Consider the following 12099-nt stretch of genomic DNA (forward strand, 5'->3'; position numbering starts at 1 on the left):
ATTGCCGGACAGTTCTTTCTCTTTTTAATGATGCACCATCTCTTCATAAAATTCATAGGCTTCTTTATCAGTAAAGCCTTCGTGAACAATTTTCCTGACTGCTGCACACATTTCAACGGGATTTTCACTCTGGAATATGTTTCTTCCCATGTCAACTCCCTTTGCGCCATGGCTGATGGAAAGATAAGCAAGCTCCAGCGCCTCTTTCTCCGGAAGCTTCTTTCCTCCTGCTACCACAATGGGAACCGGACAGGCTGCCACAACCTCTTCAAAATTCTCACAGTAATAGGTTTTAATGATGTTTGCACCCAACTCCGCAACAATTCGTGTAGCCAGCTTAAAGAAGCGGTCTGTGCGTTCCATCTGTTTGCCCACTGCTACAACGCCCATGGTAGGAATGCTGTAGCGGATACCTAAATTAACCGCCTTTGAAAGATTGTCAAGACTGGAAAGCTGTCCATCTGCTCCGATAAAGGTCTGAATCGCCAGACAGTCCGCATTCATACGGATTGCATCTTCAATGTCCACAGCCAGAATTTCATGAGAAAGGTCCTCATCCAGCATGGAGGAACCTGATGTTGTTCGAAGAGCAATACCTTTCTTTCCTGCAGCAGGTACACAGCTTCTGATCGCCCCTCTGGTTCCCATTAAAACATCCACATATGGAAGAATCTTAGGTACAACCAAATCCAGACGTTCCAGACCTGCGGCAGCTCCCATAAAATATCCATGGTCAAATGCAAACATGACCGTATTCTGGCTGGTTTCATCAAAGATATTAGACAGATGCTTTTTCATACCCCAGTCTAAATTATTTGCCCCTTTTACGTGAAACGGCTTATTATTTCCAAAGGGAACCTCCGTATAATAATTGTGTGCAACTTTTACGCCATCAAGATCTGCCATTTTCATTTTCTCCTATTCGTTTTATTCAATTTGCCTCAAATCAGAAATCATAATTGTTCATATTATCTTTGTTAAATATGGTCCGTTCCGGAAGAAGTACAACTCCGTTGTTCACCTCACCGGTAGATTCCCCTTCTACCAGACAGTCATTTGGCAGCACTTCCACAGTACCGATTTTCGGAATGTCTACCTTATCGCCTACCTTTAACTGATTTCCTGCTGATATGTATGCTGCCAGGTAGCTGCCGATTGCACCTTGAACCTGACAATCCCAGAGCCCCCACTGTTCGATAATTCCCGCATTGCAGTAATCCTTGATGGACATGGGGGAAGCGAAGCCGGTGATTGTGACATTCTCTTTTGTAAGCCCTTTGTTCTGAGCCGCCTTACACTGGCCCGGCAGCGCTGTTGAGTCATTGCAGATTATCAAATCGATGTCCGGATTGGCCTCCAGAATAGATGCACCAATGGAAACAGCTTTTTCTGCATCCTGCTCGGAATAGTAATTATCAGGTGCTACATTTTCCCAGTTTGGATAATTTTCCTTAATATACGCTTCTCCTGCCGCCTGCCAGGAATTCTGATCGGCAACTGTTGCCTGGGAATAATGCCAGCAATATTTAATCTTATCAGCTTTTATATCCTTTCCCCTCTTTGTCAGAGAATCCGCTCCCATATCAACCAGCATCTTTCCAAGTATATCCGGAGTACCCTGGGATACCATCAGGGTACGGGCTGTACTTGATACGTCAGAATCCCAGGTAACCACAGTCACTCCTGCTGCTGACGCTTCCTTCAGTGCCGAATCAAGTCCGGTTGCATCTACAGATGAGACACAGATTGCATCCACTCCGCTTGCCACCGCGTTATTAATTACTGAAACCTGATCTGCCACAGCCGCATTGGGACTTCCCTGATAATCTACGTTTATTCCCCATTCTTTTCCGTATTTCTGAGCCCCTTTTCCTGCTGATTCAAAAAACGCATTACCTGTCAGTTTTGGTATGAATACCACTGTCTTTCCGGCGATATCGGAAGCCTTACCATTGTCTTTGACTGCCTCAGCTTTGGTTTCAGCAGCTTTTGCTGCTGCCTCAGTTTCCCCTCCGGATTTGCTGCACCCTGTTACTGCAGTTACTGCCAGCATTCCTGCCACTACAAATGCAATTGCCTTCCTCATAAGAAAATCCTCCTTCTTTTATATAACTCTTTATAAATGAGGCGTAACCCTCTAATTACCTCTCCCGTTCCATTTCATTTTCATAAGATAAGTTTTTAATTGCGGACGGTTAAACACAGCCCGCCCTATTATGATTACCAGTAATAGAATTCCAACCGGTATATCAAGATACTGCTGACTCACTTTAAAGCAAAGAGGCAGACCAAATCTTAATGTACCGATGGCAATTGCCGCCAGCGCCGTTCCAGGGACACTGCCCTTACCGCCCGTACTTAATGTTCCGCCAAGCACTACTGCCGTAATGATGGGCAATGTCAGTGTTGCTCCGATATCACTTTTGGCTGTCCCTAAATAAGAAGTCAGAATAATCCCTGCTACAGACGCACTGACTGCTGAAAGCACATATGTACTCATAATAATCAGTTTTGTGTGTATTCCTGAATATTCTGCTGCATTTTGATTGACACCAACTAAAAACACCTGTCTGCCGTAGCGGGTTTTATGCAAAAGGAGGTATGCCAGAACCGCAAGTATCAAAAAAATAATAACCTGGCTGGGGATAACTCCAAACAGCTTAAATTTGGACAGCTTAAGAAAGCTTTCCGGAAACCCGTTAATTCCTTTATAGCTTTCTGTTGCAGACAGTTTTGAAACCAGAAGCCCAATTCCCGTATAAAGAAAACTTCCGCCCAGAGTGACTACCATAGGCTGAACCTGGCAGTACGCAATAAAAAATCCTGAAATTCCGCCGCATACTCCTGCAGCTGCCATTGCAAGAAAAGAAGCCGCCCAGATATTCACCCCTCCATCCTGCCAGGCTACACCAAGTATAATGGAGGACAATCCAACAATGGACCCTGCCTGAATGTCAATTCCTCCTGTGATCATTACAAAGGTTACAAACAAAGAGATGATGCAGATGGAAATAATATCATTCATGCTGCCAAACAATACTCTTGGCATTAAAAATTTACTGTTTTTTGTTGCAAAAATAACAATTTCAAGTACAATCACCAGAAACAGAATGAATTCCCACTTTTTCCATATCTGCTTCATTTTCAGGGAAAAAGAAGTTCTCATGATTTTTTTCCTCCTTTTTCAGCGGTTCTGGCAGACAAAATATCATGCCGGTTTTTTAGCGCTGCACGGTTTAAAACAGTCGTATTTATTACTACAATCGTCAACAGCAGAAAACCTGTAATGGTATTGTCGTAATCTGATGAAAAGCCTAAGAAGACAAGAATTCTGCTGATGGAAGACATGATCACCGCTCCAATGGATGCACCAGCCAGACTTCCAATACCGCCAGTCAGGCTTAAGCCCCCCAATACACACGCCGCTATTGCTTTCATCTCATATCCATTACCTGCGGTGGGAGTGATAAATCCAATTCTGGAAGCATAAATTATCCCTGCTATTGATGCAAACACTCCGCATAGCACATATGCCATGATCTTGGTTTTATCCGCCGGTATTCCTACCAGTGTAGCTCCAGCGGCATTATCTCCCACTGCCACAAAATATTTTCCTTTCCTGGTTTTCGTAAGAATCAAATGTCCAATAATTACAATTACAAGTGCTGCTCCATAAAAATATGTAACATTGCCTGCCAAAAAACGATTTGATAAAATAGTGAAATCCGCCGGCAGATTTTCTACCCAGGCACCCTTTGTGTATACATAAACAATGCCCCTGACAACTCCATTGACACCCAGTGTAAAGATCAGAGACGGTATGTTTAATACCGCAACTCCTATTCCATTGATCAGTCCGACCAGCGCTCCCACTAAAATTGATGCAGACAAAGCTGCTCCAATTCCGTAACCATCCCGGAGCAGTGTGGCACCCACAGCAGCTGATAGTCCAAGCACCGAACCAATTGATACATCAATTTCCCCTGTCAGGATAACGAATGCAATTCCTGCCGAAAGAAAAGTGAATACAACACTGTCATTAAAACAATTGATTATCGTTTCCGGTTTCCAGAAGCTTTGATTGATCAAACCTACCAGAAAAAAGCACTGTCAGGAACAGAAAGCTGTTTATTTCCCGGTTTTTTATAATTTTCCTCATCCCTTCACCTGCTTTCCTTCACCCACACCAAAGGATGCTGCCATCAGTCCGGACTGGGTAATTTCATGCTTTTTCAGTTCCCCTCTGATTTGCCCCTGATACACTACGACAGCCCGGTCTGATAATTCTACAATTTCTTCCATATCGGAAGAAATCAGCATAACAGCTACCCCCAGTTTTTTAAGTTTATGAATAATCCCATATACATCCTTTCGGGCCGCTGCATCAATACCTCTTGTGGGTTCATCAAGGATCACCAGTCTGGGACCGGTTGCCAATGTCCTTCCAATGACTATTTTCTGCTGGTTTCCGCCGGATAAGCTGCCTGCAGACTGATCCTGTCCTGTTATCTTAATTCTGAAATCATCTACGTATTTGCTGGTTATTTCGTATTCCGTCTTTCTGTTAACAAATAGTTTCCCCATTGATTTCCCAGTAATCAGTGCAGAGGTCATATTTGCAGCCACATCACTGATTCCAAACATTCCGTTAAGACGGCGGTCCTCCGGAACATAGTTGATACCAGCCTTTAATATCTCTCTGGTAGAAAAACCGGTCACATCTTTTCCATCCAAAACGGCCGTTCCGGAAAGCACTTTATCTTTGCCAAATACAGTTACAGCCAGCTCTGTACGGCCTGCACCGACTACTCCGGCCACGCCGAGAATTTCCCCCGGATAGACATTCAGACTGATATCCCGAAATCCATAACCCGAATAATTTTTCAACTCAAAGACAGGCGCCAGCCCGCTATAATCCAGTTCTTCTGCCTCCTGCCTTTCAGCCTCCTTGCAGTCAGCAGGGAGCAGCCCCTTAACCAGCATCTCCCTGGTGAATTCAGTAATTTTTCCCTTCAGCGTAATAACACCGTCTCTCATGATTGCCACATGGGTTGCAATTTGGAATACCTCTGTCAGGCGGTGGGTGATATAGATCATACCAATTCCTTTTTTCTTTAAATCTTCCACAATCTTAAAAAGGCTTTCTACTTCATCAAATGTAAGCGCACTGGTGGGTTCGTCCAGGATCAGAACCCTTGCCTGTCTCATCAGTCCTCTTAAAAGCTCTACCAGCTGCTGCTCTGCTATGGATAAGCTCATAGCCTTCCTTCCCAGATCCAAATCCCAGCCGATTTCATCCTTGATTTCTTTCAATCTTTTTTTAAGAATCCCTGATTTTTCACAGAATCCAATCAGGATATTCTCCTCAACTGTCATATTAGGAAACAGCATAGGTTCCTGAGGTACCATATAAATACCCTTTGCCAGAGAAGCACTTGGCTTGAAAACAGTCATCTTTTCTCCAGCAATGGAAACACTCCCTTCATCAGGCTGATAGATGCCCATAATTATTTTCATCAAAGTACTTTTTCCAGCTCCGTTTCCCCCGATCAATGCCAGCACTTCGCCTTCACCCACGCTTATATCAATTCCTTTTAAAACAGAATTGAGTCCAAACGTTTTTATAATTCCGCTGGCAGTAAACAGTTTTTGATCCTGATACGCTGCTTCTGAATATTTTGTCATTTTTCCCCACCCGCTAATTTGAGATATTTGTTTCAATGCTAAACTTTTGTTACAGTCATCATCATACATGATTCCATACAGCTTGTCAATAGGCTTCAAAAAATTCTATAGTGCTTTTTCACTAATATTTCAATTATTATCTTCATATTTTATGCATTTATTTTGTTTTTTTCACGTTTTATATCATTTTTTTATTTTTAGCTCAGCACTATTGACAGATGATATGCAAATTGTTATACTACATATAGTTGCAAACATTTTATTTATACAACAACTTTTGTAACAATCATAAGAAACCGGAGATGAACAGAATGAACTACGAAGATTCCCTTATCGTCAAGACAGCATGGTATTATTACATAGAGAATATGACGCAGCAAAAAATTTCGGAGCGGCTCGGTATTTCCCGCATGAAGGTAATAAAACTGCTGGATAAAGCGCGGCAGAACGGGGTAATACAGTTTAAAATTTCACAGGAGCGCAGCCATCACCTGCAGGTCGAACAGGACCTGATCAGCAGATGGAATTTAAAAGATGCATTTGTAGTACCAGCCTCACCCGATGATTCCTGCGCGAATGATACAGTTGCCAAAGCTGCAGCCATGTACATCAATGACCGGATCACGGATAATACCTATATCAACATCGGTTATGGGGACACTCTAAGCCGGGTTTTAAACCATTTGGCAACGGTGACGGAAGCACCTGTTTCTGCCGTTTCTCTGACCGGCGGAGTCAGCTACTATCTCCCCAATACCTTTTCAAGCGTTTTTAATGCAAAACTTTATTTATATCCTGCACCATTAATTGTATCAACCAAGGAACTTTGTAATGCAATGCAAGGTGAGCCCTCCATTCAGGAAATCTCCCGAATGGTAAATCTGGCTTCTATGACAGTTATAAGCATCGGAGGAATTAATGAAGATGCAACTATTATAAAAAATGGGATTTTCACAAAAAATGACTTTCTTTACCTTTCCATGCAGGGAGCTGTTGGTGACCTTTTGAGCCATTTTATAGACAAAGATGGAAATCCGGTTGAGACAGATATTGAGGAACGGCTTTTAAGCACCCCCCTGACCACACTCCGCGCTCTTCCAAACGTAATTGGAGTAGCGGCCGGAAGCAGCAAGGTGAAAGCAATCCGGGCTTCTTTAAGTGGCGGATATTTAAATACACTGATTACTGATGAAGAAACCGCTCTGAGCCTGCTGGCTGAAGATCCCGGCTGATAACAAAAACAAAATGGAGGTATCTGCATGTCATCAAATTATCTTTTAGCTATTGACGCCGGAACCGGAAGTGTACGTGCCGTATTGTTTGATCAAAAAGGTAACCAGATTGCCTGTGCCCAGACGGAATGGGAGCACAGAGAAGACCCTCTCTATCCTGGAAGCATGAATTTTGACTGGGTGCATAACTGGGAGCTTGCAGCCGCCTGTATTCACCGGGTCATAACCGGCAGCGCTGTGAATCCCCTGGAGATTGCCGCAATATCCACCACCTGTATGAGAGAAGGTATCGTTCTCTATAATAAAGAGGGTATTGAAATCTGGGCCTGTGCCAACGTCGACGCCAGAAGCAATGATGAAGTAGAACAGCTAATCCGCCAGGATCCGGAACTGGAACGTCTCCTGTATGAGGAATCCGGTCAGTCTTATGCTTTGGATGCCATTCCAAGACTTCTCTGGGTGAAGAATAAGCTGCCGGAAATTTATGAAAAAACCGCTCAATTAGGGATGTTTAACGACTGGCTTTGCTATAAATTAACCGGAATTCTTGCTGTTGAGCCAAGTAATGGCTCTACCTCCGGACTGTTTAACTTAAAATCCCGGACATGGGATCCTTTAATCAACCAGAGGTGCGGCTTACGGACCGATTTGTTTCCTCCTGTAAAAGAATGCGGTACTGTGATCGGGAAAACCATTTCCGGACTGGAGCAGTCTACCGGACTTTCAGAGGGAATTCCCGTGGTTGCAGGAGGCGGGGATGCTCAGCTGGGCTGTATCGGGGTGGGCGTTGTAAACTCAGGAGATGCCGCAGTCTTTGGCGGAAGCTTCTGGCAATATGAATACAATACGGACACACCTGTTATGGATCCTCTTTGCCGGGTCCGTGTCAACTGTCATGCCATTCCTTCTCTCTGGCAGTACGAAGCTCTGGCATTTAAACCGGGTCTTGTGATGCGCTGGTTCAGGGATAGTTTTTGTCTTGCAGAAAAAAAAATTGCATTGGAAACCGGAAGATCTGTTTATGATCTGATGAACGAAGAAGCAGAAAAAATACCACCGGGATGTTACGGAATGATGTGTGCATTTTCAGATATCATGAATTTTATGAACTGGAAGCATGCAGCTCCTACCTTCTCTAATTTTGAACTCGATTCTGACAGATTTAATCATTATACCTTTTACCGGGCAATCCTGGAAAATACGGCTTTCATTACAAAAGGGCATTTAGAGCTTGTAAAAAGTACCACCGGACATTTACCAGAAGAAATTACTTTTGCAGGAGGAGCCGCAAACAGCAGTCTCTGGGCACAGATTTTGTCGGATGTTCTGGGGATTCCGGTTAAAATTCCAAAAGTCAGGGAAGCGACCGCCTTAGGTGCCGCAATTCTTGCAGGTTATGGAATCGGTTTATATCAGGATATATCACAAACAGCAAAAGATCTTGTTATCATAGAACAACAGTTCACACCTGATATGGAAAATCATAGAATTTACGAGGGAATTTACGGAGCATGGAAAGAATTTTACAGCACACAGCTGTCACTTTGTGACCGGAAAATCACAAAGAATATGTGGATTGCCCCAGGCTTATAAACAGAAGTAAATAAAAAGGAGATAAAAAGTATGTATATAATAAATGAATCTGAAAAGGAATACCGGTTCGGAGACAGCGGGCCCAAATATCTAATGAAAGGACCCCGCATGAATTTTGCAGTAGTTCAGTTTCAGCCCGGTGAAGACTTCACTGCACATTACCACAATGTGATGGAAGAGAATTTCTTCATTCTGGAAGGAGAAATAAAAATTGTTGTGGATGGAGTAACTTATCATTTAAAGCAGGGGGATTTTATACATATTGAACCATCAGAGATCCATTACTGCTTTAATCCGTTTCAAACCACAGTGAAAATGATTTCCACTCTGGCACCATATCAGGATTCGGATAAGGTTGAGCTTAAAGATTATACGTTTTAATGTTACTGTTATGCAGATAAGAGACAGCGTTTTGCTGTCTCTTATCTGCTGAATGCTCTTATTTTTCATTTAGGATTGTTCCGGCCAATCTCAGGCAGCTCCACTTTTTATCATTCCAAAAACTCTACATATCCCAAATTGCCGTTTATACGGATTCGGTCTCCATCCTTTATTTGTTTTGTGGCATCAGTCACGCCCACCACCGCAGGCAGACCGTATTCCCGTGTGATGACTGCACCGTGAGTAGCCATTCCCCCTACCTCCGTGACAAGTCCGCTTATGGAGATAAAAGCCGGGGTCCAGCTGGGATCGGTAAATTTTGTCACCAGAATATCGCCTTTTTCTATTTTTCCGGCTTCCTTTAAGTCCAGGACAACTCTGGCCCTGCCCTCCGTTATACCGCCCGAGACAGCAAGCCCAGGTAGTGCACCCTTAGGAACCTTGCGTTTGTATTCCCCTTCCACCACTTCTCCGTCAGAAAAGATGAGGCGGGGCGGAGTCAGGGACGCGTACTTTTCATAATCTGCACGCAATTTATCAATTTTTTTATAATCGGGTTCCTGCTCTCCGGCAAATATGCAGGCAAGTTCCGGAAGACTCATATAGAAAACATCATCAACTCTTCTTAATCCGCCTTTTTCCACAAGCTTTTCAGATTCCCGGATAATCGCCTGTTTGTATTCCCAATAGCGTTTCATCCAGTAATATTTCGGGGATTCCCGCAGGCCCAGGAAATTCCGGTAAAAGGAAAGCTGTTTTGCAAGCTTCCCGGCTTTTCTTTTCCCCCATTTCTTTTTGGCAGCCAGTACCATAGCCTTTACTGCTTCCCCGCTTTCTTTTTGTCCCTGAATCAGCCGTTGCTCCGCGTGGCCTTTGGGTAGTCTTATATCGGCCAATACGGTAGGCAGGATTTTTCCCGGAGCTTCGGCAAAACGGGGTTTTGCAACATCGATTTCCCCGGGGCAGCGCATTCCATAACGGGAGAAAAATTCTTCAAAAGCTTTTGCTGCCTTCTCTCCGCCCTGCCGCCTGCGCAATTCATCAATGCTAAACCAGTCTCCGGCTGTTTCAAGGTATTTTACAACCTCCGGATAATCTCTGGCTGCGTCTGCTATATGGCTGACATAAAATCCCATTTCTGATGTGATGTTTCCCTTTATGGATTTTGATATATCAACGCTCATATTGTCTCTCCCAAGGAGGACTTTGCCAGCTTTATCAATAGGCTTCGTGAGGTAGAAAGTGACTAAAAGAGGTCCTAATCCTTCCGGGTCAAACAGGCTTTTCATGAGATTATCCGTGTCGTTTACAATGTAATCGACCACTGCTTTACCCGTCAGGTGTTCAAGTCCTTTTTTTGTTTTTTGGATTATCGCTTCCATGCGGCGGTTGTAGCCGTCAATGACGGCCGGATCGTTTTTCCTGTAGATTCTGAATCCGGCAGTTATGCACCTGAACACATCCGCCGGTATTGCAAAGTCGCTTTTCTGGCCTTTGGGAATGGATTTTATATAATCTTTTCTTTCCAGGACCTGATTGAATGCGTTACACATAAGCTCATCGGAGTTGGAAAGCTTCTGCCGCACCAGGGCTTTGCCTACCGGGCTGTTAAGGTTATGGGTAATTTCCATATAAGGACGCCCGCCGATTTCCGTAACCTTTACAGTTTTTGACATTAATTTCCAAAGAGACATACCGAGGGGCAGCATGGTGTCTGTCATCATCTGTAAATGACCGGCGGAGATAAAACAGCGTTTAAAGCCATCGGGTGATGGAGGGCAGGGAAAAAGGGTGGTGATTGCCCGGGACTGGACGATGTAGAACCTCTCCCCGTCAAAGCACCATTCGATGTCCTGAGGACTGCCAAATTCCTTTTCGATCTTTTTTCCTATGGCGGAAAGGGCGGTTACTTTAGCTTCCGTAAGACATGCCTCTGCGCCGCTTCTTTTCTTTACAGTGCCTCCCTTGACCGTCCATGTTACCGGAGTCTTACGACCGGATACCAGCTCTTCCCCAAGTCCTTCCACTGCTTCAATGGCAGTTGTAAAACGGTCTGAGGTTATGGGATCAGCAGTAAACATGACCCCTGCCGCCTTTGCCTCCACCATTTTTTGCACAACTACAGCCATCAGGACTTCGCCTTCATCAAACCCGTTTTTTGCCCGGTAGGAAACTGCCCGCTGATTATACAGGGAGGCAAAACAGTTGATGACTGCTTTTATTACAGCTTCAGAACCGGAAACGTTTAAATAAGTGTCCTGTTGACCTGCAAAAGAAGCATCCGGCAAATCCTCGGCTGTGGCAGAGGAACGAACGGCAACCAAGCTGTTATCTCCAAGACCGTCATAGGCAGTCTGGATTAATTTTACTGCCTGAGCGGGTAAAGTAAGTCCGGCAATAGCGGATTTTATGTCACCCTGGGCATGAATGACGGCCGGCTGGATAAAGTTTTTATAAAATTCTGTAGTAATAATAAAACCATCCGGAACCTTTTCAGGGAAACATCGGGCAAGTCTCGAAAGGCTGGCTCCCTTGCCCCCGGACATCATGATGGCGCCTGCCTCTTTATCCTGAATTTTCAGTATATACATCACAGGTATTCCTCCTTATACAGATTGCATTTCAACATGTGTATGGTTTTTTCCAGTTCTTCAGTGATCTCTCCAAGATCACACCGGCCATCGGACATTTCATGGGCATATCCTTCCGCCATAAGGAACATCAGGCGCATGACCACATCAATGTCCACACCTTCCTTAAATTTGGCCGCATCCTCCTTTTTCACCACCAGGCTATAAGAAAACTGCTGGGCTTCCGGCATGATCTTTTTTGTGATGTCAATTACTTCTTCATCCGTTTCATCAAACATACTGATTATAAATTTCAGTATGTTCGGATATTTTTTCAGTATACTCATTTTCATTCTTGAAGCTGCAGTGATGCGCTCAAACAAATCGCTGCATACATCAATTTTATTCCGTTTGTATGCATCAACCATAACAGTTCTTACGTATTCTGACAGGTAAAGGTATAAATCCCTTTTTGTGCCAAAATAATGGAACAGCATGGGCTTGGATACTCCGCTGCCTTTGGCAATGTCCCCCATGGAGGCTTTCTTGTATCCATGCTTTCCAAAACACTTTAACGCTGCCTCAATGATAGGCTGCTGCTTTTCTTCTGACAATTCTTTTAGTTTTTCCATATTTTC

Annotated in this window: 10 protein-coding genes; 3 read left to right on the plus strand and 7 right to left on the minus strand. The window is 44.0% G+C overall.

The features are described 5' to 3' along the window. Nucleotides 1-24 precede the first annotated feature (24 nt). The 5 genes from lsrF to V7D18_RS19470 all read right to left on the minus strand — a co-directional run bounded on the left by lsrF (nucleotide 25) and on the right by V7D18_RS19470 (nucleotide 5685). Nucleotides 25-906: a 3-hydroxy-5-phosphonooxypentane-2,4-dione thiolase gene (gene lsrF, locus V7D18_RS19450; protein WP_426156647.1), complete on the minus strand. Its 882-nt coding sequence runs from the start codon at nucleotides 904-906 to the stop codon at nucleotides 25-27. Between the two features lie 40 nt (nucleotides 907-946). After that, nucleotides 947-2086: a substrate-binding domain-containing protein gene (locus V7D18_RS19455; protein WP_426156649.1), complete on the minus strand. Its 1140-nt coding sequence runs from the start codon at nucleotides 2084-2086 to the stop codon at nucleotides 947-949. 51 nt (nucleotides 2087-2137) lie between these two features. Further along, nucleotides 2138-3166: an ABC transporter permease gene (locus V7D18_RS19460; RefSeq protein WP_426156651.1), complete on the minus strand. Its 1029-nt coding sequence runs from the start codon at nucleotides 3164-3166 to the stop codon at nucleotides 2138-2140. Then, a complete protein-coding gene (locus V7D18_RS19465; protein ID WP_426156652.1) occupies nucleotides 3163-4089 on the minus strand; it encodes an ABC transporter permease in 927 nt (308 codons plus the stop codon). Before V7D18_RS19465 ends, V7D18_RS19460 begins: the two co-directional genes overlap by 4 nt. A 66-nt stretch (nucleotides 4090-4155) precedes the next feature. Then, nucleotides 4156-5685, minus strand: coding sequence for a sugar ABC transporter ATP-binding protein (locus tag V7D18_RS19470; RefSeq protein WP_426156654.1), 1530 nt, complete (start codon nucleotides 5683-5685; stop codon nucleotides 4156-4158). A gap of 311 nt (nucleotides 5686-5996) precedes the next feature. Between V7D18_RS19470 and V7D18_RS19475 the strand changes: the two genes are divergently transcribed. From V7D18_RS19475 to V7D18_RS19485, 3 genes are read left to right on the plus strand one after another with little or no spacing between them, the layout of a single operon-like run. After that, nucleotides 5997-6917: a sugar-binding transcriptional regulator gene (locus tag V7D18_RS19475; protein ID WP_426156656.1), complete on the plus strand. Its 921-nt coding sequence runs from the start codon at nucleotides 5997-5999 to the stop codon at nucleotides 6915-6917. A gap of 27 nt (nucleotides 6918-6944) precedes the next feature. Then, the gene (lsrK, locus tag V7D18_RS19480) at nucleotides 6945-8510 is read left to right on the plus strand and encodes an autoinducer-2 kinase (protein ID WP_426156658.1); all 1566 of its coding nucleotides are present in this window, start codon (nucleotides 6945-6947) and stop codon (nucleotides 8508-8510) included. Nucleotides 8511-8540: 30 nt separating this feature from the next. Continuing rightward, nucleotides 8541-8891, plus strand: a complete 351-nt coding sequence (locus V7D18_RS19485; protein ID WP_426156659.1) for a cupin domain-containing protein — start codon at nucleotides 8541-8543, stop codon at nucleotides 8889-8891. Between the two features lie 110 nt (nucleotides 8892-9001). On the opposite strand, the gene V7D18_RS19490 is transcribed toward V7D18_RS19485, so the two are convergent. After that, entirely contained in the window at nucleotides 9002-11482 is a 2481-nt protein-coding gene (locus tag V7D18_RS19490; protein WP_426156661.1) for a phosphoenolpyruvate synthase, read from the minus strand. Then, a complete protein-coding gene (locus tag V7D18_RS19495) occupies nucleotides 11482-12093 on the minus strand; it encodes a TetR/AcrR family transcriptional regulator (RefSeq protein WP_426156663.1) in 612 nt (203 codons plus the stop codon). Before V7D18_RS19495 ends, V7D18_RS19490 begins: the two co-directional genes overlap by 1 nt. Between the last annotated feature and the right edge of the window lie 6 nt (nucleotides 12094-12099).

It is taken from the genome of Lacrimispora sp. 38-1 (genome assembly GCF_049890855.1).
GTDB lineage: Bacteria > Bacillota > Clostridia > Lachnospirales > Lachnospiraceae > Lacrimispora.

Excerpts from the sequence above, each read along its gene's own strand:
- lsrF (WP_426156647.1), bottom strand. The coding sequence starts at position 906 with ATGGCAGATCTTGATGGCGTAAAAGTTGCACACAATTATTATACGGAG.
- V7D18_RS19455 (WP_426156649.1), bottom strand. The coding sequence starts at position 2,086 with ATGAGGAAGGCAATTGCATTTGTAGTGGCAGGAATGCTGGCAGTAACT.
- V7D18_RS19460 (WP_426156651.1), bottom strand. The coding sequence starts at position 3,166 with ATGAGAACTTCTTTTTCCCTGAAAATGAAGCAGATATGGAAAAAGTGG.
- V7D18_RS19470 (WP_426156654.1), bottom strand. The coding sequence starts at position 5,685 with ATGACAAAATATTCAGAAGCAGCGTATCAGGATCAAAAACTGTTTACT.
- V7D18_RS19475 (WP_426156656.1), top strand. The coding sequence starts at position 5,997 with ATGAACTACGAAGATTCCCTTATCGTCAAGACAGCATGGTATTATTAC.
- lsrK (WP_426156658.1), top strand. The coding sequence starts at position 6,945 with ATGTCATCAAATTATCTTTTAGCTATTGACGCCGGAACCGGAAGTGTA.
- V7D18_RS19485 (WP_426156659.1), top strand. The coding sequence starts at position 8,541 with ATGTATATAATAAATGAATCTGAAAAGGAATACCGGTTCGGAGACAGC.
- V7D18_RS19490 (WP_426156661.1), bottom strand. The coding sequence starts at position 11,482 with ATGTATATACTGAAAATTCAGGATAAAGAGGCAGGCGCCATCATGATG.
- V7D18_RS19495 (WP_426156663.1), bottom strand. The coding sequence starts at position 12,093 with ATGGAAAAACTAAAAGAATTGTCAGAAGAAAAGCAGCAGCCTATCATT.